The organism is Synechococcus sp. PROS-9-1 (assembly GCF_014279775.1).
Classification (GTDB): domain Bacteria; phylum Cyanobacteriota; class Cyanobacteriia; order PCC-6307; family Cyanobiaceae; genus Synechococcus_C.
On sequence record NZ_CP047961.1, the window covers coordinates 720,348 to 740,447 of the forward strand.

The window sequence follows — 20,100 nt, forward strand, 5'->3', positions numbered from 1 at the left end:
TGCCTTGATCTTGTGTGCTCCCTTGCCGCGGTAGCGTCATTGAAGCTTTTGTGCCGTGATGGTGTCACATCGTTCTGCTTTATTCTTATCAATTAATAGCTTCTTGATTAAGATCGGGATTTATTGGATTGCAGAGTTGGTTGTTTGTCAGCTAGATAGAAGTAGGCTTATTTGCAAACTTATTGGTAAGGGATTCTTGCCTTGTGTTGTTAGCTTTGCAATTATGGATTTCATCGTTTTGCCCCAGATACGCAATGCCCTGAAGCGTAGGAGACACCGACTTGATTCAAAAGAGAAAATATAAGGTGATGATTCCCGGCTTGTATTAGATGAATGAGCTAGAAATCATTTTTGGTATTTTGCACACCTTTTTCTCGTCTTGATTATTCGATGTATCCAAGATTGAATAACGGATATCTTTTGTGTAATCGTCTAAATCTTTGCGGCCGAGCTAGGCACATCTTTGCTGATGATGAGATTGGGTGGTTGCATATCGCCGACCTGCTCTATGGGCCTCGCTTACGGATCTGAAGTTCCCGACGTGGTCGTAATGAACGCCATTTGTCGTTGCAGAGACTGAATAGAGGCTTGATGTAACCTTTTGAACACACCAGTGCATGAAGCAGGATGGTCCGTTTTCGAGGGAATTCATTGTGTTTGCGACCTTGAATGTGTTGAAAGTAAGATAGTATTCTTTGGTTGAGGCCCCTCCTTCACGAAAGTCCATTCGGCTTAAGTTTCTCTTTAGAATTGCCGGCGATGTTCGTTGTTTGCCTTGTGTGCATGCGGCCCTATTGCTGACAATGCTGTTTCAGATTTAGTTCTTCTATGGCGTGCTCGTTTCCATACTGCCTAAATCCCATTGACCTCATCATTGTTTGGCGCTGCTTAGGTTTTTCCCATGGCTCTTGATCAACTCAAGGCTTTTCTCATCAAGATGCAAGATGACGAGGGTCTGAAATCCACTGTTCTTTCGGCATCAACAGCGGATGATGTAGCAAAAATTGCTGCCAAGCTTGGTTATGAGTTTTCTGGAGATGAGTTGCTACGTCAATCGGGGAAAAAAGTGGGACGTGTGACCGTCTCTAAGCAAGAAACGCCCGGTGAATACAATTAGTTGAGCGTTGAATTGATGCACTTATTTATTCTATCGGCTCTCTATCGATGCTGATTTCAAATTCAATCCCGAATCGATGTGCTGTAGACCTAAATCGTTTTGCTAGTTCAATAAATAATCTTTTGACCAATTCATCGTCAAATTCATAAATCTCTAAATTTGCTGTTTTTGACATCGCTTGTAGATCTTCAATCAATTTTTCTACTCTTGTTGAAAATACTTTTCCAAACCGAGCTCGTTTTTCTGTTGACGAATTGAAATCAGGCACATTTGTCATGGTGTGTTCTCAATCCTCACGGTGCTCAATGGCTAGTTTTGCATGTTTTGTGTTAATTCGTGCTCTTCGGGCCGATATCTTTTTGAAATATCTCTAGCTTGCACAAATTCATGGGATTATCTTTTGTCTTTTAGTATTTGAGAATTGTTTGAGAAGGTTTGTGTTGATGCTCGCTGAGGTTTTGAGATATCCCGTTTCAACTAGTCATTCCAGTTTGATTTGAAATGGTGCTTTAATCGACTGGAATGATTGTTTTGGCCTGTATAAAGCTATTTTGCGTATGTTGAGGTGTCCATGTGTTTGATTAGATCAATACACTTGCAGCTGTAGGCCCATTCGTTGTCGTACCAGGCAACGAGTTTCATGAATCGATCATTCAGTGCCATGCCTGCACCTGCATCAAACACTGATGTTGCACTATCGCCAAGCAGGTCGTTTGATACCACCTGGTCATTGGTGTAGCCAAGAATTCCTTTTAATTCCCCTTCTGCAGCTGCTTTCATTGCAGCTTTAACCTCCTCATAACTGGTTGACTTTTCCAGATTGACTGTGAGATCAACGACTGATACATCAGGTGTTGGCACCCTGAATGCCATCCCTGTGAGTTTTCCATTCAATTCAGGAATCACCCTCCCAACAGCTTTTGCGGCTCCTGTTGAACTGGGAATAATACTTTGACCAGCCCCACGTCCTCCTCTCCAATCTTTATGTGACGGACTGTCGACCGGTTTTTGTGTTGCTGTGGTTGCGTGGACTGTTGTCATCAATCCGCTCACGATTCCAAAATTATCATTGACAACTTTTGCTAATGGTGCGAGGCAGTTTGTTGTGCAGCTTGCATTCGATACGATCTCCTGTCCTTTATATTCTTTATGGTTCACACCCATCACAAACATCGGGGTTTCATCTTTTGATGGAGCGCTCATCACAACACGCTTAGCTCCAGCATTGATATGTGCTCTCGCTTTGTCATCTGTAAGAAAAAAGCCTGTACTTTCAAGCACGTAGTCGGCACCAATATCACCCCACCTCAGGTCCTTTGGGTCTCTTTCAGCAGTGATACGGATTGATTTACCATTCACAATTAAATTATTATTTTCGACCCTTACATCGCCTTGAAATTGTCGGTGAGTTGAATCGTATCGAAGGAGGTAGGCGAGGTAATTCACATCGATCAAATCATTCACCGCCACCACTTCAACGTCATCCATCGATACCGCCTGGCGAAAAGCCAGGCGACCAATGCGGCCAAACCCATTGATACCAATACGAATGGTCATGGGTTGTTCCCTAAACACTAGTTATAGGTGCTGTGCATCCCTTTGCCTCTCTGCATTTGAGGATGCTCACATGTGATTGAGTATTGTCACTCAGTATTGGCATCTTTGAAGTTAGCCTGTTGCTGTTTTCAGCGATTACAAGGTTGCTTTGATGTCACGACAACTTTATCGCCAAGATTGATACTCCTTATGAGTTTGTTGATATCTTTGTTTTGCATATTGATGCAGCCACCTGTAATGCTTTGCCCGATTCGTGTTTCATCATTTGTTCCATGAATTGCAAAGCTATACCATCGGTAAATTCCATCATATTTATTAAAAGTAAATGGCTGTGGTGTTGAAGGTACTGGGGTTAGGCTGATATACCCTGATCCATATTCACCTGTTTCTCCATCACCTTTAAAGTCTATGGAGTTCATATTATTGAATAAATTTTCTGACAGATAGCTTTTGGTTTTTCCTGATTGCTGGATCAGTGCTTCATCCATTTCGAATCTGTCTTGACTCATGATCGCATTGACTTTGAAGGTGCCGAGTGGTGTAACACCCTCCACAAATGTGCTGCCTATGCATCCAACACCATTCTTCCCATATCCCACCTCAAACACCATCTCTTTGCCTTCGTTTGCAGTGGTCCCTTTGCTCTCTTGTGGCGTCACTTGATTGAGTTCGATCTTGATGGGCCCCTCTGCTTGTGAGGAGACCTTTGTCGTTTTCGGTTGCTGCATGCATCCTGAAAGCATGAGAGCTGATGCCGTGACCATCAGCATCTGTGCTACACGCATGATCGTTTTGGTGGGTTCTCCTCATCATGGCGTGGTTTGATTCAACTGCCTGTAAAGATGAACATGCTCTGAATGTTTTGGATTTGAAGCTTCTAATTGCGGCTGCTTTACTTCTTGGTCTATTGGCCCTCACTCAGTTTCTTGTTCGCAGGGCAATGTCGAGTGGCGATGAGTAGCTAAACAGTTTGAATATCGTCCATTTGAAGCCTTTTTACGAAATGGTTCCAGGTGATGCAATTGGCCTGATGATGAGCCAAATTCACTTTTACCCATGGCTTTTCACCTTTTAGCGGTCGCTTCTCCAGAAACCTTCAGTTGGTCTCCAAAGGTGGGGCTCTTGATGGTGTTGTGCAACATTTTTGTTATCTTTATAGGCTCAAAAATCTTCCAGGCAGGGGAAGGCACTCAGCTTCCTAATCCTAAATACTTTGGTGGCTTGGGCTTAGAGGCTTTACTCGCTACAACCAGTCTTGGTCATGTGATTGGCTTTGGTGTCATCCTCGGTGTTGGAGCTGCAGGTCTTCTTTAGTTTGTAAGATCTTTGGTCTTCGCTGTACAGAATCAGTCCAGAAGTATGGCTCGGTAGCTGGTTGATTACAGCTATTGAGCGCTTCTGGGTTTGTTCTTGTTATGGTTTCATGCTTCGTATTGTCCATAGTGATATCTGCCAGGTTGGTGCCTTTTTTAAGAATTTTTTCTTTGATATTTTTTCACAGCTCCAGAAATTATTGCTAGTGCAAAAACTCCTAGTAGTGCGACGCCAAGCATTAATTTACCACCGCTAAAGACCCCAGCTCCTAATGCCACGATTGGTGGATCACTTAGCGCTACGCTAATGATGAGGGCTGGAGTAAATGTTTTCCACTTTGTCCCCCCAAGGCCAGCTGCATAACTCACAAAATCAAACAGACCTGTCATTAAAAGGCCTGTTAATAAAAATGGATTTCCTTCTATTTGTGCTTGATTAAAGCTTGCAATGCGTTTGCTTGCTTTCTCTCCTACGAGTGCCTGCACTGGTTTTTGCCCATAGCGTTTTGCCACAGCAAATGCGATCTGGCAAAAAACGACATCGGTGATAAAGATCGTGATCAGACCTGTCTCAAACCCTAGGAGTGCTCCGGCAAGCAGTGAATACGCAGTGCTTGGTAGGGCTGGAAGGAGAATGCTGATCCCCCTAAGCGCCACAATCCCAAGCGGTGCCCATAGACCCATACCCTCAACCTGCGCGCGCAGGGGCTCGAGAGCATGGGTGTGGGCGAGATGGAGAACAACAATGGCCAGAGCAACAACAACGCTGACCCCAATGATTTTGCGTAGTCGCTGCACTTAGCCCTGATTGAATTTGATCGTTGCTTACTTTTGCACCATTTAATCGCTAGTGCCAATTCCCATTCGATGTGGAATGTGTTGTTACAGCTTCTTTGTTGGTATTTTCTTCTTTGTGTTTATAGCTTTTAAGTGATATTTAATTCATTAATGAAGACTTTTTCTATGGCTTTGGCTGTATTCATGTGCTCTTGATGGTCATAACACTGGTGCTGGATCCTCTTCTCCTTCTCGGCCATACCTTGCTGCTTGCGAACTTCACCAGTACTTTCCACTGCTTCGTCGCGCTGATCCACAGCTTTTCTTTGGGATTGGCTTGATGTTGATTGCTTTGTCAGCGTTAACTTTCCGGCAAATGCCCGGTCCCTATGGATTCGACTGATCTCGAAGTTGTGAATGTTCTGGTTTTCCAGCAGCTTCTGGAATCCGTTGAAAGCGAATCCTGGGCCGAGGCCGCCATGGCTCTTTACAAGCTTTACGACATTGAGGCAGGCCAAACTTTTCTTGATCAAGACGACGTTGAGGACCAACAACTCTTGGCCGCTTGATCCCGCTCAGACCGTTTGTGCCTGAGCTTGCTTCAGTAAAGGTTTGAACGCCGTCTCTCTTGTGAAGAAGGCAGCCGTTACAAAGGTGCATAGACCACTGAGCCCCACCCAAACTCCCAGATAGATGGGGTTTCCGCTGGCGCGAGCAATCAGCACGGCGGCAATCAACGGCGTTGTTCCACCAAACCAACCCTCGGCAAGGTTGTACGCCAAAGCTATCCCTGTACAGCGCACTTCTGCTGGCATGAGTTCCACTTTGGACGACCGGTAAGTTTGAATTCACGTTGCTAAAGAGTGTTTAGTCTCCCTCACGCTGATGTGCTTTCTGGCTGCTCTAGGCCTATTCGCTCCCAGGTTGATCCTAATTCTGCTCTGGTTTGTGAACGCGCCCTTTGTGCTCGGACCCTTCAGTGACTTACCTCTTCCTGATTTTGTTGCACCCTTGATTGGTTTGGTGATGTTGCCCACCACCACCTTGGGGTACTGCTGGGCTAGTGCTTCCTATGGCGGAATGAGTTCGTTCAGTGGGCTTTTAATCGTTGGTATTGGTTTATTAATTGATTTTGGTTTGATCGGCGGTGGGCGAGGAATTGCCCGTCGTTAAAAATGCGGCTTAAATTTAATTAGGGAGAGCCCAATCCTTCAATGCAAATCGTACTGGCTTTGGGTTGCCATGCCTTGATCAATGTGGCGTTGGCTTCGCATTGCTCTCTCGACGTTTGTGGAACCTTCTCCAGTGCCGCAGTGGTGCGATGGGCTCCATAGGTGGCCCAGGTGATGATCAGCCAAGTGATTGGTTCCATGAAGAGTGAAGCAAATTCACCTTCTAGCTTGGCGTCTAGTGCTGCCCAGATGTGGATTTCCTCTTTGTTTTTGGCTTACACAAGGATGTCATCTTCGATCAGCCAGCCTTTGAGGATCAGTTCTGCTTTTTTTGGTTCAACGTTTGAGGCTGGTACATCAACCATCAAAAACACACCATTGCGGTTGCAATAAAGCCGTCTGAGTCCAATCACGTGAGCGGCTCCTGCTTGTGTTCTACCCATGCTGTTGAGGGTTGCCTGAATCTTCAGTAGCGGCTGAGACGAAGTACGGATTGTTCGATTGAATCAGCTGTCGCTGATGTCATGCAATCTGTCGATCAACAGGTCAACATCGGTTGCATTCCCACCATCCTCAGCCCAGGCTTCGGGATGAATCCTGTCCTGTATTTGTTGATTCAGTCGCGTTGCGTTGCGCAGATTGAGCAGGGTTTGGTTGCTGGCTATCTGGGTTGTTGTGGTTTCACGCGTTGGCGTTGCCTGCTGGTCTCCGATCAAGTGGCAAGCGATCCGTCTCGTGCTTCCGAGCTGGCGATGCTCCCAGAGATACACCGCTTGCCAAGTGCCCAGCAGCAAGCGACCGTTTTGAACGCTGAGCGTCATCGTCTGACTGGTGAGTGCCGTTCGGATGTGCGCAGGCATGTCGTCATCTCCTTCATCGTCATGGAGATAACGGCGACGTTGGCCTTGAGCATCCACTGGTCCTCTCCCATCCTGTGGCACGACAGCCTCCATCCAGGCGGCTAAATCACTGAGGACGCGTGGATCTGCGTTTTCGTTGATCGTGATGCTGCAGCTGGTGTGCAGACAGGTGAGGTGCAACACCCCTTGCTCGATCTCCTTGGTCCCGAGCCAGGTTTCAATCCGCTCATTCAGTCGGGTGAACCCTTTCCCTTTGGTTTGGATCTCGAGTTGAGTCAAGGTCTGTGCAAGGGCCATCACAGCACGTCCAGAGATATCTACGGTTTAGCTGTGTTGACTCTGTCTTGGCTTTCAGCGTGCGTTTCTAGCTTGAAAGGTTCTCCAGGTACTGGGATCACAACGCGTGGATCATGCTGCTCTTTGATCTCCGCCCCACTCAGGAGGGCACTGATCAATCCGGTGAAGGTCACATCTCCGCCGGTTGTACTTGCCAGCACCGTGCGGGGAGTGAAGCGTTGAATCAAGTCTGGAAGCACGCTGGCACCAGTAATGAAGTCACCGGCCAGTGGTAACCCAAGGTCGACCACCGGAGTAATCACGGTGTCGACAGGACGGGAGGCCAGCTTTGGATCGAGAACTCCGTGGGGCTCGAGATAGAGAGACCCACCGGCCCAATCAAGGAGATATCCGTTTTCCACATTGGGAACCGCCGCTCCTGCTGTGGCCTCGATACTCAGAGCTTTAACGGTGCAGGTCTCACCAGGCTTGAGGGTTTCAATGTGTTCAAAACCCAAGCGAGCCACCACTTTTGCGGCGGCTGTTGAGCCCACCACCGGGAGGTTGCGCGGCAGCAGTTTCAAGCTGGGTTGGTGGGAATGATCCGCTAATCCTTGCGTTAGGAGGAGAAGGTCAAGATTCTCCGGAACAGGCCAAGGGTGCGGTAGTTCACCGCGCAACATCCAGGCGCCAGGTGGGAACACCAAGGGGCCACTGAGCCAGGGGTCGACCAGCACTCGACAATCAGCGATTTCCAAAAGCCAGCCATTGGCCCCGAAATACGTTGCTTGAGGCCTCATGACTGCTCTGTGGGTGGGGTCTGAAGTGATTCGTCAAGGCCAAGATCGATCTCGCCGATCCAAGCCACCATGGCCAAAAGGGCAAGAACGGAGCCGATTAGTGGAACCAAACGGCGCGCTTTCATGAATGCTTCGTGAGTGACTGAACCGTAGAAGGGCGGTGGCCTGTCCCGCGAGTTAGGCGAGAACGGCCAAAGCAATGCCGCTCACGGCCAGGAGTGATGCACACACTCCGGCTGCTCGTGGATGGTCGCCTTCCGGTCCAGCCACCAACAAAGCCATCACTGGGGCTGTGCTTAGAACCGTGATGCCGATGCCAAGTGGTAATTGCTTCAACACCACTTGCTGCAACACAATCCCCACATTGGTGCCGAGCAGGGTGGCTAACAGAACTCTTGGCCAGCGCCTGTGGTTTGGATGAGGCTTGGGAAACAACATGCGGATCCGAAGCCATGGCAGCAGGAGTAGCAGCCCTCCCAACAGGCGAGTGGCTGCGCTTTGCCATGCCGTTAAATCTGTGCTGATTAAAACGCTGCGGGATAGGGCTGCTCCGCTCACTCCACACAACACGGCGAGTAGGGCAAACAGAATCCCTTGCCATTGCACGTTGCGACCGCGGTCCCGCTCGCGCGTGCCGTCCGGGGGACTCTGACGCGCCACAAGCAAAACCGAGACAGACACCATCGCAGCGCCTAGCCAAGCTTGTCCTTCTATCCTTTCGCCCATCACGACAAGGCCGCCGAGGGCTGCGATCAAGGGTGCAAGCGACTCAAGCGTGAGGGTGCGTCTTGTGCCAAGACGACGCAGGGCTGCCAGATAAAAGCTGTCTCCTAAGGAGATGCCGAGCCCACCGCTGATCAACAGCCAGAGCAGTGCTTGGCTCTCTTGTGTCCATGGCAGGAACAAGAGCACCGGAAGCAATAAGGCACAGGCGATCGCGTTCTTGAGCCCGTTCAGTTCGAGCGCCGTGAGTGAGGTGGAGAGTCCACGCCAGATGCTGCTGGCCAGGGTCCAAGCCAGCGCTGCGACCAACCCCGCGATCACGCCCATTTATTTCATGACCAATAGGGGTCTGTGGCGAATTCCACGGAGAGGGATCCAGAGGTTGATGCAGGCACCGTGCTGATGCAGGCACGCACGACCTGACCATTCACTTCGATTTCGCAGGCGCCACAACTCCCCCCTAAGCAACCCGTTGGAATGTGGACTCCTGCCGCTTGAGCAGCCCCGAGCCAGTCATCACCTTTGGAGCAATGGCTTTGGCTTCCGTTTGGCCATTGGATCGTGATGGCGGACTGTTTGTTCTCCATCGCTGGGTTACAGGCAAAACCGCACCCCTTTGCGGATGCAGAGCGCCCTGTTTGATTGTTGAAATCACCTTAACGAGCCTTTGAAACAACAAGGTTTCAAGCTTTTGTGCTGCTGCTGAGTAGGGGCTCGATGTTGATGTGTTGCTCGAAGGCATCAGCGAGACGATCGAGTAGAGCTTCCCGCTGCCGGCTGTGGTGCGGTTGTTGTTCACTGAGCGGTGGCAATCCCTTGCCTGCTCTCAACTGATTCAGCCAGCGTCGCCGCCAAGGGCCACTTTCAAACACCCCATGCAGATAGGTGCCTGCCACAAGACCTCCTAGCTCGCCGATGGGACTCACCCAGCCAAGCTCTGCATCAAGGCACAACGGTTGGCACGTTTCAGATGCTGTGGTGGCGGTGCGGCCGTGGTGGAGCTCAAATCCTTCGAGTTTTAGAGCGGAGCTTCCATCTGGCCATCGGGCCACACTGCTGCGCTGCCGTAGCGCCTTGTCTGCGGAAAACACGGTACGAAGCGGCAGAAGGCCTAGGCCTTCATGCCTGTTGTTGACGGATGGGGCACCGCCTTCCAGACCCTCCGGATCGCATAGCTCCTCTCCCAGCATTTGCATGCCACCGCAGATGCCAAACACATGGCCACCGCCTCTGCTGTAGGCCTGTAATTCGGCACTTAGTCCACTTCTGTGAATGGCGGAAAGGTCACGGAGGGTTTGTTTGCTGCCTGGGATCACAACGGCATCTGGCCAGCCCAGTTCCTCGCCCGGGGCGACCCAGCGCAACTGAACCGTGGGTTCGGCTTCTAGTGGATCGAGATCAGAGAAGTTGCTCAGGGACGGCAGCTTGAGCACAACAATCTCGAGTTCGGCGCTGCGTTTGCGCCCGCGTCGTTCGAGGAGGTCGAGGGAATCCTCCGGTGGGAACAGCTCATCTAGCCATGGCATCACTCCCAACACCGGGACACCTGTATGGGCCTCAAGCCAGCGTTGACCCTCATCAAACAGTTCACGCCGGCCGCGAAAACGATTGATCAACAGCCCTTTGATGAGAGGGCGCTCCACCGGGCGGAGCAGGTTCAGCGTGCCCACGATTTGCGCGAACACTCCTCCCCTTTCAATGTCTGCGACCAGAACACAGTGAGCTCTTAAATATTGAGCAAGGCGCAGGTTGGTGAGATCACGCCGTTGAAGATTCACCTCCACCGGGCTTCCAGCTCCCTCGAGCACGAGGCGACCGCCTGGATGACTGCTCTGCAATGCCTCTAAGCCCTCACGAATCGCCTTCCAGCCGGGTTTGAACCAGTCGCGGTAGTAGTGCTCAGCGCGAGCGGATCCCACACTCTGGCCGAGGTGAATGAGCTCACTGGTGGAATCGCCCTGAGGTTTGAGCAACACGGGGTTCATCGCGCAGACAGGCTCCAACCCAGCAGCCCATGCCTGAAGAGCTTGGGAGTAGGCCATCTCACCACCGGTTGGATCGACCCAGGCGTTGTTGCTCATGTTCTGCCCTTTGAACGGCAGCGGCGTTTCTCCTCTGCGACGCAGAACCCTGCAGAGCGCAGCAGTCATCAGCGATTTTCCGGCACCGCTGGAGGTGCCCAGCACCATGAGAGCAGGGGGAGTACTCACAGGCGTGGCCGATGTCGGCGTAGCCAGTGATGCACGATTTGAAGGGCGTCTGCCGTTGGGATTTCACCCTGCCAACCATCGAGGAGGTCTCGTCCCATCGGAGTGAGGCGCACCCGTTCGGTTAGCCCTTGGCCATCCACTTCCCGACGCAGCACTCCCACTTGGATCAACCAGATCAGGTCATCCTCTGTGCTCGAGCGAGAGAGAGGCTTGCGGCTGATGGCCATCCAGTTCTTTTGGCTGCTGAGCTGTGTGCTGCTTAAGGCTTCGTGTTCCAGTTCGTCATAAAAGGCGCGGCGAAACGGCAAACAGCGCATGGCCTGCTGCGCCCGTTGTAAGGCTCGTGCCGATACCAGGGTGGTGGATGAGGTCAACGACCTTGCTGCTTCGTGACTCATTCTCCTCCCGCTTCCCCCCGAGCGTGTCTGTGACCACCATCAAACTGAAGGACGTTGCGTGTTTGTTGTGTTGCTGTTGGCATCCGCGTCTCCAGCCAGGCGCCGTTTATTGGAGCAAGCTCAGATTGATCATCAGGTGATGGTGAGCGGAGTGGATGAAGATCAGATTCAGCACTCTGATCCAGCCCAGTTGGTGCAGTTGTTGGCTGAGGCCAAGGCATCAGCGGTAAAGCTCAAAGTTGATCAGAGCGCGGAGCTCACCCCATCAATCAAGGCCGTGCTCGGTTGTGATTCGGTGCTCGCGTTTGAGGGCGAAGTGTTTGGCAAGCCAAGGGATGAGGCAGAGGCCATCGCGCGCTGGCAACGGATGCGCGGGAGGTGGGCTGAATTGCATACCGGGCACTGTTTAATGCCACCATCATTTGCACTTTCAAGAGAAGGTGGAGCCGCTGAGATGCAGCGCACGTGTGTCACGACCCGTGTGCTGTTTGCCGATCTCACGGATGCGGAAGTGAAGGCTTACGTCGCCTCAGGCGAACCTTTGCAGTGTGCTGGAGGTTTTGCGCTTGAAGGACGCGGCGGCTGCTGTGTGGAGCAACTCCATGGCTGCTATTCGAATGTGATCGGCCTTAGCTTGCCGCTGCTCCGACGTTGGCTTCCGCTCTGCTAGTGCCGTTGTCATTGCCCTCTGGTTGTAGCTAATTCAAAGACAGTTCTTGCGTCGCGCGCATCATGACCCGTCTGCTTTTCCGCTGCTTTTCATTGATGATCGTGACGGCTGGAGTGGTTCCTGCGTTTGCCTTTGAACCCCTTCAAAAATCCTTTGATCCAACGCCTCAAGAAGCATCCAGTGAGCTCAGTGTTGAGGACGTGAATTTCTCCTCTGACGAGCTGAGGCAGGCGGAATCCTTAACGGTGACTCCAGCAGCTCCTGGAGAAAAAGGCCGTGCTCCGAAGGGATATTCTTTGTTGGATGTTGGTTTTTGAGCCTGTATCAGTGAAAACGATGAGCCTCTTTCTGTTGGGGTTGAGTGCTGACTTATATCGCTGCGCTTGGCCAATAAAAAACCCTCACCTTGCGGCGAGGGTTGAGACACGTGATCAGTAAATGATCAGTCGAGGTCAGGCATAGCCAAGGTGGGCTCTGCTTGACGATCGATTCCTTTTTCGAAACCAGCAGCGGCAGCGCGGGCGCGGCCTGCATGCCAGAGGTGACCAACAAGGAAGAAGAAGGCAAGGATGAACTGCGTCGCGGCAAGCCACTGACGGATGTTCACGAAGTTCACCGAGTTGGGCTCGGTGATGATGCCTCCAACGGAGTTGATCGACGCGTTAGGAGCGTGGGTCATGTATTCAGCGGCGCGGCGAACCTGCCAAGGCTGAATATCGTTCTGAAGCTTGTCGAGGCTGAGGCCGTTGGGTCCACGAAGGGGCTCCAACCAAGGACCACGGAAGTCCCAGAAACGCATCGTTTCACCACCAAAGATGATCTCACCAGTTGGTGAACGCATCAGGTACTTACCAAGACCCGTTGGGCCCATGGCCGAACCGATGTTGGCGCCCATGCGTTGGTCACGCACGAGGAAGGTGAAACTTTGGGCCTGGGAGGATTCGGCGTTGGTCGGGCCGTAAAACTCCGAGGGGTAAGCGGTGTTGTTGAACCAGATGAAGGCAGAGCAGATGAAGCTCATGAAGCTCAGAGCTCCAAGGCTGTAGCTCAGGTAGGCCTCACCATTCCAGATGAAGGCGCGTCGCACCCAGCCGAAAGGCTTGGTGATCACGTGCCAGATTCCACCGAAAATGCAGGTCAAACCAAGCCAGATGTGGCCACCGATGATGTCCTCCATGGAGTTCACACCGATGATCCAGCCTTCGCCACCAAAAGGTGCCCGGAACAGATATCCGAAGATCACACCGGGGTCGAGGGTGGGGTTCGTGATTAAACGAACGTCTCCACCACCTGGAGCCCAGGTGTCATAAACGCCACCAAAGAACATGGCCTTGAAGACCAGGAGCAGGCAGCCAACACCCAGAAGGATGAGGTGATAACCAATGATGTTGGTCATCTGGTTTTTGTCGCGCCAATCCTGGGAGAAGAAAGTGGAGTAGTTCTCCAAAATCTCTGGACCACGAAGAGCGTGATACAGGCCGCCGAGTCCAAGCACGGCAGAACTGATCAGGTGCAGAACACCAACAACAAAGAAGGGGTAGAGGTTGGTGACCTCTCCGCCAGGACCAACGCCATAGCCAAGCGTGGCCACGTGTGGGAACAGGATCAAGCCCTGCTCATACATCGGCTTATCGAAGGTGAAGTGACTCACCTCGAACAGCATCATGGCGCCAGCCCAGAACACCATCAGACCAGCGTGGGCCACGTGGGCACCTAGCAGTCGGCCAGACAGGTTGATGAGACGAGCATTACCAGCCCACCAGGCAAAGCCGGTGGAGTCGAGGTCTTTACCGCCAGTGGCGATAAGACCGGAATTAAAGGGCGTTTCCACGGGGCAGAACCTCTTCAGGGAAGACGAAGTTTTCGTGCGGCTGATCAGCCGGTGCCATCCAGGCACGCAGACCTTCATTCAGAAGAATGTTCTTCGTGTAGAAGGTTTCAAATTCAGGATCCTCAGCAGCGCGGATTTCCTGTGACACGAAGTCATAGGCACGCAAGTTGAGTGCAAGGCCGATGATGCCGATGGAACTGGTCCACAAGCCCATCACTGGCACAAACAGCATGAAGAAGTGCAGCCAACGCTTGTTGGAGAACGCAATTCCGAAGATTTGGCTCCAGAAACGGTTGGCGGTAACCATTGAATAGGTCTCTTCTTCTTGGGTGGGTTCGAACGCCTTAAAGGTGTTCGACTGTTCACCATCCTCAAAAAGGGTGTTTTCCACGGTCGCGCCGTGAATGGCGCAAAGCAGTGCACCGCCAAGAATGCCGGCCACTCCCATCATGTGGAAGGGATTCAGGGTCCAGTTATGGAAGCCCTGGAGGAACAACAGGAAGCGGAAAATTGCAGCCACACCAAAGGAGGGTGCAAAGAACCAGCTGCTCTGTCCCAAGGGGTACATCAGGAAGACACTGACGAACACCGCAATCGGACCTGAGAAGGCGATGGCGTTGTAAGGACGAATGCCGACGAGACGAGCAATTTCAAACTGACGCAGCATGAAGCCGATCAGTGCAAAGGCGCCGTGGAGAGCAACGAAAGCCCAGAGGCCTCCAAGCTGAATCCAGCGGACAAAATCACCCTGGGCTTCTGGGCCCCAGAGCAACAGCAAGCTGTGACCCATCGCATCAGCGGGGGTGGACACAGCAGCGGTCAAAAAGTTGCAACCCTCGAGGTAGGACGACGCAATGCCGTGGGTATACCAGGAAGTTACAAAAGTGGTTCCCGTTAACCAGCCACCAATCGAGAGGTAGGCCGTGGGAAGAAGGAGAATGCCGGACCAGCCGACAAAAACAAATCGGTCGCGTTTGAGCCAGTCATCGAGGACGTCGAACCATCCCCGCTGCGGCATGCGACCTGCAGCGATCGTCATGAATTGAACGGTGCGGTTAACCCGCATGCATTGGGTTCCTGGGGACCTTAACAATCTTGTTGGGTCATTCGGGGCTTAGATGGCCCAGCTGAAACCCGTTGTATCGGAATGCATCTTCTGGGTTTCTTTCGATTTGCGTCCTCGTTTCGTGGCAATGCTTTGTAGCGGGCTCAGCTGAATGGCTTCGCAGTCCAAAATGACCTTTGATTTTGGGCTTTGATGGCCGCTGAACTGCTCGAACAACCCGTCCTCGGCTCGCGCCGGCTTTCGAACATTCTCGTTGCCTTGATGGTGACGATTGGCGGTATTGGTTTTCTGTTTGCTTCTCTTTCCAGCTACTTGGGTAGGGATCTCCTGCCACTGGGCCATCCCGCTGGCTTGGTGTTTGTTCCTCAGGGATTGATCATGGGGCTGTATAGCCTTGCGGCAGCCCTTCTCGCCACCTATCTCTGGGCCGTGATCACGATCAACGTTGGCTCGGGTAGCAACCGTTTTGATCGCTCCGCTGGTGTGGTGACAATCTCGAGGCGTGGATTTCGTAAGCCGATCAGCGTTGAAATTCCCATCAAGGACATTCAGGCGGTGAAAGTTGAGGTGAGGGATGGCTTCAATACGCGACGCCGGGTTTCGCTTCGTGTTCGCGGAAGACGAGACATGCCCCTCACCCGTGTTGGCGAACCCCTTCCCCTGGCCCAGTTGGAACAGGACGGAGCCGAGTTGGCACGTTTTTTAGGCGTGAATCTCGAAGGACTTTGATCTTCTTTCCTCTTATGCAGCGCTCAATCCTGCGGACGCTTTTATCTCTTGCCGTCTGCTTGCCCCTTCTCGTTGGTTGCTCTCAGTCCAATACAGCGTCAACAGCTTCAGTCCCTATGGGCTGCAGCCAGGCCAGTAGTCCCTGTCTTCAAGGCAAGGCCAAGGTGGAGCTCACGACCAGCCGTGGGGTGGTCAAGCTTGAACTCGATGGTGACGCGGCACCTGTGACCGCTGGGAATTTTGTGGACCTTGTTAAAAGAGGTGCTTACGACGGCACCGTGTTCCACAGAGTGATTCGTGAGCCTGTGCCTTTTGTGGTGCAGGGTGGTGACCCCACATCCAGTGATCCGAACACCTCGAAATCTGAGTACGGAACGGGAAGTTTCGTTGACCCAGACAGTGGGCAGGCGCGATTCATTCCCCTTGAGCTGTCCTATCAAAATGAAGATCAGCCGCGTTATAGCCGCCAGAGCACCAATCCCAGTGATCTGCAGCAGCTCAAGCTGAGTCATGAACGTGGAGCCCTTGCCATGGCTCGCTCCCAATCTCCTGATTCGGCCAGCGCTCAGTTTTATATCGCCCTAAAGCCTCTGCCTGAGCTGGATGGCAGGTATGCCGTGTTCGGTCGTGTGACCGACGGCTTGGATGTGGTGGACACGATCGAACAGGACGACAAATTGCTTAAGGCGAAGCTGCTCACCCCAGGGCTTTGAAAGCAGCCATCAAGCGAGAACTCTCTCGCCGCTGATGGCTGCTTTCAGCAATTCGGTGTTCACCCCTGATGCCCGTTCCAGGGCCACCTTTCCTGTTCGGGCAATTTCCAGGATTCCGTAAGGAGCCATCAAGCGTTCCAGTGCCACCAATTTGCCTGGATCTCCCACCACTTCCAGGGTGAGAGCGTCATCGGCAACGTCCACCACCTTGGCGCGGAAGACCTGTACCAATTCAAGAATGGCGCTGCGTTGTTCCGCCGGTGCTGACACCTTCATCAGCATCAGCTCCCTTTCCACCGCAGGCAATTGCGAGAGATCGAGTACCTGAAGCACGTTCACCAGCTTGTCGAGCTGCTTGCTCATTTGCTGCAGGGTGTGTTCATCGCCTTCCACCACCATGGTGAGCCGAGATTGGCCGTTGGTTTCAGCAGGACCTACAGCCAGGCTGTCGATGTTGAAGCCTCGTCTAGCGAAGAGTCCGGCGATACGGCTCAGTGCGCCGGATTCGTCCTCCACCAGGACGGACAGGGTGTGCTTCATGCCCGTTGCTGTGCTTCCAGCGCGCTTGTTCTTCCTAAATTAAGGTCCAGCCAGCGCAAAAGCTCTTGATGGAAGTGTTCGGGGCTTTCATCGTGGGGGCAATGCCCACTGCCGTCGAGGATGCGTAGCTTCAGCCAGGAATGCTGTTGCTGCAGTTTTTCACCGATGAGTAAGGGCACAAATCGGTCCTGTCGGCCCCAGATCAGCAGGAGGGGCTTGGGCTGATCATGCTTGGCTAAGCGCTCCAGCAGCGCGGGTGCTGTGGCCCCCCGTGGACGTAAGGCCATGCCAATGCTCATGGCACGGAGGCTGCGTGCGGCGGTAGGGCGACGGGCTGGGCTGGCAATCAGCTGATGTAGTTCCCGGTCGTGGCGGATGGAGCGTGAATAGGCCCCTTGGAGCCCTATGCGCAGCAGAGCCGTGCGGCTGATCAAGGGGACAAGAAGTTCTAGAGGTAGCAATCGGCAGAGCAGCTCTACCGTGCGCCTTTTGAGTTGGCGCAGTCGGCGTGGTTGTCGTCTCGGCAGTGGCTGCATCAATGCGGGGTCCGGCAGCGGTGCCGCAACCACTGCTGTGACCCATTCAGGACGAAAGGCCGCGGTGGTGAGCGCGGTGAGGCCTCCCAAGGAATTGCCTACCAATACAGCGGGTTGTTGAACCACCTGCTCGAGAAAGCCTGCTACCTGCCGCGCCCAAAGACGATTGTCCAAGCGGATATGGGGATGAAGGCCTGGTTGTTCAGAGCGGCCGAAACCGATCAAATCAAGTCCGTAGACCCGGTATCCAGCCTTCGTGAGAGGCGCTGCGTTGTGACGCCAATGGCTGCTGCTGGCACCGAACCCATGCAGCAGAATCATCGCGGGAGCTTTGGGATCCCCGAGCACGCGCCAGTGACAGCGATATCCCTTCCAGATCCATACCGCGCTTTCGCCCCAATCGGCACCGTTGGAGGCAGGCTGAAGAGCAGTTGCTTGCACGTGCCTGACGGAGTTGAACGCTCACTATCGCGAAGGGATGGCGTCGGTGCGGACCGGGGCTGGTTTCTTTCGTCCCGACTCCCGACCGGCGAGAGATCTCTCCGTGTTGGTCGCCGCCTCAACCTTGGAGGGCGCTTCCAGGGAAGGTCCCCTGCGCTGGCTGGACCTTATGGCTGGCTGCGGGATCCGTTCTCTGCGCTGGGGACTGGAGGCGAGGGGCGCGTCCCACCAGCCTGTGGAACTTTGGGCGAATGATGCGGATCAGGAGCGTGGGCCCCTTCTAGCCGCCAATCTCGAACCGTTGCACGCCTGTGATGGGGTCTCGCTCAACCTGAGCCATCAACCGGCGGAGCGGCTGCTGCGCGAGGCCTATCTCGAGCATCGTTTTTTTGATCTGATCGATCTCGATCCTTTTGGCTGCCCGAATGTTTTGCTCCAGTCCACGCTCCAGGCGATGCGGTTTGGAGGTGTGCTGTTGCTTGCGAGCACCGACGGTCGATCACCCACGGGGCATGACCGGTTTGCGGCCGTGCGTCGGTTTGGAGCAGCGGCTCGTGCCCACCCATCGAGTTGGGAGTTGGCGCTGCGTCTGCAATTGGCTGCTGTCGCCCGTGAGGCTTGGCTGCTGGGAAGGGGTCTTGAGCCCTTGTTCAGCTTCAGCGATGGCCGCACGTTTCGTGTAGCGGTGCGCATGCGCCAACGGATCCGTTCGGGTGAGGAGCAGCAGCTGGGCTTTTTAGCCCGTTGTGAGCGCTGCGGGGATCAGGCGGTGCAAGCGATGTTGGACCTGCAGGGCTGGAGACCCTGTGCCTGTACCGATGGCTGCGGACGCTGGGCGGTGAGTGGTCCGCTCTGGATTGGTCCACTCCAAGATGTTTCCCAGATCAATGGGCTCTTGGAGATCAGTAACAGCTTGGATGCAGCGTTGAGCATGGGGTTGCGTGAGGGGCAAGACCTCACCCTTTCCCCTCGCAGCAGGCGGATGCTCGATGGTTTGATAGCGGATCCCGGTCAACCGGCCTGTTGCTGGTCAACGGCTGAATTATCCCGACGGCTACAGCTCAAAGGGCCGCCGGCGATCGAGCCTTTGGTTGCAGCTCTTCGGGCCTGCGGGCATAGCGCCTCGGTGAGTGGTGTGATGACTGGGCAGGTGCGAACCAATGCGCCTCTCGGCATCTTGTTACGACGATGCACCGAATTTGGCGGGAAAGATCGTTAAATAGATGCTGATTGTGAATCCCGCTTCATGGCTTCGGAAATTTTCGGAATTGCTGTCGTGTTCTGGGTGTTGATTCCCGTGGGCCTCGCTGGTGGTGCCTTGCTTTTGAAACTTCAAGGCGATTGATCGGCGCGGCTGGCCTTTGCTCCCTTTAGGCTCCACGCTTGCAATGACTGACCCGATGCAGGTTCTGGTGGTTGGTGGGACAGGAACGCTTGGTCGTCAAATCGCAAAACAAGCGATTGATGCTGGCCACAAAGTGCGTTGCGTAGTGCGCTCACCTCGAAAGGCAGCCTTTTTACAGGAATGGGGTTGTGAGCTCACGCGGGGTGATCTTCTTGAGCCGGCCAGCCTTGATTACGCACTTGATGGCATGGATGTGGTCATCGATGCCGCCACCAGCCGGCCAACGGACCCCAACAGCATTTACGTGACTGATTGGGAAGGAAAGCTCAATCTGCTCAGGGCTTGCGACAGAGCCGATGTGAAGCGGTTCGTGTTTCTCTCCCTCCTGGGTGCTTCCAATCACCGCAATGTCCCTTTGATGGACATCAAGCACTGCACCGAGCGCTTGCTCGAAGAGTCGGATTTTGATTACACAATCCTGCAAGGAGCGGCGTTCATGCAGGGCGTGATCAGTCAATTTGCGATTCCGATTTTGGAAAGCCAAACGGTTTGGGTGAGTGGAAGTCCAACCCCGATCGCTTATATGAACACGCAAGACATGGCTCGTTTTGCTGTTGCGGCTGTCGAACATCCAGAAACGATTCGTTGTTCATACCCCGTCGTAGGACCCAAGGCCTGGAACACCGGAGAAGTGATTCAACTCTGTGAGCTGGCGAGTTCTAGGTCGGCAAGGGTGTTTCGCGTGCCTGGAGCCTTGCTCAATCTGATGCAAGGCATCTGTTCGTTTTTTGAGCCAGCCGTGAACGTGGCAGAGCGCCTCGCCTTTGCTGAAGTCACAGGTGGAGGTGGCTCTCTTGATGCACCGATGGAGGCCAGTTATCGCGCCTTTGGCCTTGACCTCGATGAAACCACGCAGATGGAGACCTACATCCGTGAGTACTACGACACGATCTTGAAGCGCCTCAGGGATATGGAGGCCGATCTGGACAAGAACGCCAAGAAAAAGCTGCCCTTCTAGGCGCCTTG

Annotated in this window: 30 protein-coding genes; 11 read left to right on the forward strand and 19 right to left on the reverse strand. The window is 53.3% G+C overall.

Annotated elements, in window-relative coordinates; all coding sequences use genetic code 11:
- Positions 1–901: 901 nt before the first annotated feature.
- Positions 902–1,117, forward strand: coding sequence for a Nif11-like leader peptide family natural product precursor (locus SynPROS91_RS03785; RefSeq protein WP_186518543.1), 216 nt, complete (start codon positions 902–904; stop codon positions 1,115–1,117).
- 25 nt (positions 1,118–1,142) lie between these two features.
- Here SynPROS91_RS03785 and SynPROS91_RS03790 read toward each other — a convergent pair whose 3' ends face one another.
- The 3 genes from SynPROS91_RS03790 to SynPROS91_RS03800 all read right to left on the reverse strand — a co-directional run bounded on the left by SynPROS91_RS03790 (position 1,143) and on the right by SynPROS91_RS03800 (position 3,459).
- On the reverse strand, positions 1,143–1,394 hold the full coding sequence (locus SynPROS91_RS03790; RefSeq protein WP_186518545.1) for a hypothetical protein: 252 nt from the start codon (positions 1,392–1,394) through the stop codon (positions 1,143–1,145).
- Between the two features lie 269 nt (positions 1,395–1,663).
- The gene (gap, locus tag SynPROS91_RS03795) at positions 1,664–2,674 is read right to left on the reverse strand and encodes a type I glyceraldehyde-3-phosphate dehydrogenase (RefSeq protein ID WP_186518547.1); all 1,011 of its coding nucleotides are present in this window, start codon (positions 2,672–2,674) and stop codon (positions 1,664–1,666) included.
- A gap of 128 nt (positions 2,675–2,802) precedes the next feature.
- Entirely contained in the window at positions 2,803–3,459 is a 657-nt protein-coding gene (locus SynPROS91_RS03800; RefSeq protein WP_186518549.1) for a L,D-transpeptidase, read from the reverse strand.
- Positions 3,460–3,730: 271 nt separating this feature from the next.
- Here SynPROS91_RS03800 and psaK point away from each other — a divergent pair, with 271 nt between their 5' ends.
- Entirely contained in the window at positions 3,731–3,988 is a 258-nt protein-coding gene (psaK, locus tag SynPROS91_RS03805; protein ID WP_186518551.1) for a photosystem I reaction center subunit PsaK, read from the forward strand.
- Between the two features lie 155 nt (positions 3,989–4,143).
- Here the strand turns inward: psaK and SynPROS91_RS03810 are convergent, their stop codons facing one another.
- Together SynPROS91_RS03810 and SynPROS91_RS03815 are read right to left on the reverse strand one after the other, a co-directional pair.
- The gene (locus SynPROS91_RS03810; protein WP_186518553.1) at positions 4,144–4,785 is read right to left on the reverse strand and encodes a TVP38/TMEM64 family protein; all 642 of its coding nucleotides are present in this window, start codon (positions 4,783–4,785) and stop codon (positions 4,144–4,146) included.
- Between the two features lie 128 nt (positions 4,786–4,913).
- The gene (locus tag SynPROS91_RS03815; RefSeq protein WP_186518555.1) at positions 4,914–5,081 is read right to left on the reverse strand and encodes a hypothetical protein; all 168 of its coding nucleotides are present in this window, start codon (positions 5,079–5,081) and stop codon (positions 4,914–4,916) included.
- A gap of 72 nt (positions 5,082–5,153) precedes the next feature.
- On the opposite strand from SynPROS91_RS03815, the gene SynPROS91_RS03820 reads away from it, so the two are divergent.
- Positions 5,154–5,333 carry a hypothetical protein gene (locus SynPROS91_RS03820; RefSeq protein ID WP_186518557.1) on the forward strand — a complete coding sequence of 60 codons (180 nt, stop codon included), beginning with the start codon at positions 5,154–5,156 and terminating at the stop codon, positions 5,331–5,333.
- 6 nt (positions 5,334–5,339) lie between these two features.
- Here SynPROS91_RS03820 and SynPROS91_RS03825 read toward each other — a convergent pair whose 3' ends face one another.
- On the reverse strand, positions 5,340–5,579 hold the full coding sequence (locus tag SynPROS91_RS03825) for a hypothetical protein (RefSeq protein WP_255439916.1): 240 nt from the start codon (positions 5,577–5,579) through the stop codon (positions 5,340–5,342).
- Between the two features lie 70 nt (positions 5,580–5,649).
- Here SynPROS91_RS03825 and SynPROS91_RS03830 point away from each other — a divergent pair, with 70 nt between their 5' ends.
- Positions 5,650–5,937, forward strand: a complete 288-nt coding sequence (locus SynPROS91_RS03830; RefSeq protein ID WP_186518559.1) for a hypothetical protein — start codon at positions 5,650–5,652, stop codon at positions 5,935–5,937.
- Positions 5,938–5,956: 19 nt separating this feature from the next.
- Here the strand turns inward: SynPROS91_RS03830 and SynPROS91_RS03835 are convergent, their stop codons facing one another.
- The 9 genes from SynPROS91_RS03835 to SynPROS91_RS03870 all read right to left on the reverse strand — a co-directional run bounded on the left by SynPROS91_RS03835 (position 5,957) and on the right by SynPROS91_RS03870 (position 11,179).
- Positions 5,957–6,136 (reverse strand): hypothetical protein, encoded by a 180-nt coding sequence (locus tag SynPROS91_RS03835; protein WP_186518561.1) that lies wholly within the window; start codon positions 6,134–6,136, stop codon positions 5,957–5,959.
- Positions 6,137–6,211: 75 nt separating this feature from the next.
- Complete coding sequence (locus tag SynPROS91_RS03840) at positions 6,212–6,379, reverse strand: hypothetical protein (RefSeq protein ID WP_186518563.1); 168 nt, start codon at positions 6,377–6,379, stop codon at positions 6,212–6,214.
- 63 nt (positions 6,380–6,442) lie between these two features.
- Positions 6,443–7,093, reverse strand: a complete 651-nt coding sequence (locus SynPROS91_RS03845) for a secondary thiamine-phosphate synthase enzyme YjbQ (RefSeq protein WP_186518565.1) — start codon at positions 7,091–7,093, stop codon at positions 6,443–6,445.
- Positions 7,094–7,113: 20 nt separating this feature from the next.
- Positions 7,114–7,872, reverse strand: coding sequence for an MBL fold metallo-hydrolase (locus tag SynPROS91_RS03850; RefSeq protein WP_186518567.1), 759 nt, complete (start codon positions 7,870–7,872; stop codon positions 7,114–7,116).
- The gene (locus SynPROS91_RS12150) at positions 7,869–7,997 is read right to left on the reverse strand and encodes a hypothetical protein (RefSeq protein ID WP_006852183.1); all 129 of its coding nucleotides are present in this window, start codon (positions 7,995–7,997) and stop codon (positions 7,869–7,871) included. The genes SynPROS91_RS03850 and SynPROS91_RS12150 overlap by 4 nt, the downstream gene beginning before the upstream one ends.
- 52 nt (positions 7,998–8,049) lie before the next feature.
- Positions 8,050–8,922, reverse strand: a complete 873-nt coding sequence (locus SynPROS91_RS03855) for a DMT family transporter (RefSeq protein WP_186518569.1) — start codon at positions 8,920–8,922, stop codon at positions 8,050–8,052.
- Positions 8,923–8,927: 5 nt separating this feature from the next.
- On the reverse strand, positions 8,928–9,182 hold the full coding sequence (locus SynPROS91_RS03860; RefSeq protein ID WP_186518571.1) for a 2Fe-2S iron-sulfur cluster binding domain-containing protein: 255 nt from the start codon (positions 9,180–9,182) through the stop codon (positions 8,928–8,930).
- A 96-nt stretch (positions 9,183–9,278) separates the two neighbouring features.
- A complete protein-coding gene (locus SynPROS91_RS03865) occupies positions 9,279–10,784 on the reverse strand; it encodes a cobyric acid synthase (RefSeq protein ID WP_186519411.1) in 1,506 nt (501 codons plus the stop codon).
- 17 nt (positions 10,785–10,801) lie between these two features.
- Positions 10,802–11,179: an Npun_F0494 family protein gene (locus SynPROS91_RS03870; RefSeq protein WP_255439918.1), complete on the reverse strand. Its 378-nt coding sequence runs from the start codon at positions 11,177–11,179 to the stop codon at positions 10,802–10,804.
- Between the two features lie 91 nt (positions 11,180–11,270).
- Between SynPROS91_RS03870 and SynPROS91_RS03875 the strand changes: the two genes are divergently transcribed.
- Together SynPROS91_RS03875 and SynPROS91_RS03880 are read left to right on the forward strand one after the other, a co-directional pair.
- Positions 11,271–11,873, forward strand: coding sequence for a nucleoside triphosphate pyrophosphatase (locus SynPROS91_RS03875; protein ID WP_186519413.1), 603 nt, complete (start codon positions 11,271–11,273; stop codon positions 11,871–11,873).
- Positions 11,874–11,935: 62 nt separating this feature from the next.
- Complete coding sequence (locus SynPROS91_RS03880; RefSeq protein WP_186518575.1) at positions 11,936–12,190, forward strand: hypothetical protein; 255 nt, start codon at positions 11,936–11,938, stop codon at positions 12,188–12,190.
- A 125-nt stretch (positions 12,191–12,315) separates the two neighbouring features.
- Here SynPROS91_RS03880 and psbC read toward each other — a convergent pair whose 3' ends face one another.
- The gene (psbC, locus tag SynPROS91_RS03885; RefSeq protein WP_186518577.1) at positions 12,316–13,704 is read right to left on the reverse strand and encodes a photosystem II reaction center protein CP43; all 1,389 of its coding nucleotides are present in this window, start codon (positions 13,702–13,704) and stop codon (positions 12,316–12,318) included.
- Positions 13,688–14,743, reverse strand: coding sequence for a photosystem II D2 protein (photosystem q(a) protein) (gene psbD / locus SynPROS91_RS03890; protein WP_115071676.1), 1,056 nt, complete (start codon positions 14,741–14,743; stop codon positions 13,688–13,690). Before psbD ends, psbC begins: the two co-directional genes overlap by 17 nt.
- Positions 14,744–14,962: 219 nt before the next feature.
- Here psbD and SynPROS91_RS03895 point away from each other — a divergent pair, with 219 nt between their 5' ends.
- Both SynPROS91_RS03895 and SynPROS91_RS03900 read left to right on the forward strand, forming a co-directional pair.
- Positions 14,963–15,499, forward strand: a complete 537-nt coding sequence (locus SynPROS91_RS03895; RefSeq protein ID WP_186518579.1) for a photosystem I assembly protein Ycf4 — start codon at positions 14,963–14,965, stop codon at positions 15,497–15,499.
- Between the two features lie 14 nt (positions 15,500–15,513).
- Positions 15,514–16,212 (forward strand): peptidylprolyl isomerase, encoded by a 699-nt coding sequence (locus SynPROS91_RS03900; protein ID WP_186518581.1) that lies wholly within the window; start codon positions 15,514–15,516, stop codon positions 16,210–16,212.
- 9 nt (positions 16,213–16,221) lie between these two features.
- On the opposite strand, the gene ilvN is transcribed toward SynPROS91_RS03900, so the two are convergent.
- The gene (ilvN, locus tag SynPROS91_RS03905) at positions 16,222–16,752 is read right to left on the reverse strand and encodes an acetolactate synthase small subunit (RefSeq protein WP_186518584.1); all 531 of its coding nucleotides are present in this window, start codon (positions 16,750–16,752) and stop codon (positions 16,222–16,224) included.
- Entirely contained in the window at positions 16,749–17,729 is a 981-nt protein-coding gene (locus SynPROS91_RS03910; RefSeq protein ID WP_186518586.1) for an alpha/beta fold hydrolase, read from the reverse strand. The genes ilvN and SynPROS91_RS03910 overlap by 4 nt, the downstream gene beginning before the upstream one ends.
- Positions 17,730–17,766: 37 nt before the next feature.
- Here SynPROS91_RS03910 and SynPROS91_RS03915 point away from each other — a divergent pair, with 37 nt between their 5' ends.
- The 3 genes from SynPROS91_RS03915 to SynPROS91_RS03925 are packed head-to-tail and all read left to right on the forward strand — an operon-like array spanning position 17,767 to position 20,092.
- On the forward strand, positions 17,767–18,948 hold the full coding sequence (locus tag SynPROS91_RS03915; protein ID WP_186519415.1) for a N2,N2-dimethylguanosine tRNA methyltransferase: 1,182 nt from the start codon (positions 17,767–17,769) through the stop codon (positions 18,946–18,948).
- 27 nt (positions 18,949–18,975) lie between these two features.
- Positions 18,976–19,074: a cytochrome b6-f complex subunit PetM gene (gene petM / locus SynPROS91_RS03920; protein ID WP_006852199.1), complete on the forward strand. Its 99-nt coding sequence runs from the start codon at positions 18,976–18,978 to the stop codon at positions 19,072–19,074.
- Between the two features lie 55 nt (positions 19,075–19,129).
- Entirely contained in the window at positions 19,130–20,092 is a 963-nt protein-coding gene (locus SynPROS91_RS03925; RefSeq protein ID WP_186519417.1) for an NAD(P)H-binding protein, read from the forward strand.
- Positions 20,093–20,100: the final 8 nt, after the last annotated feature.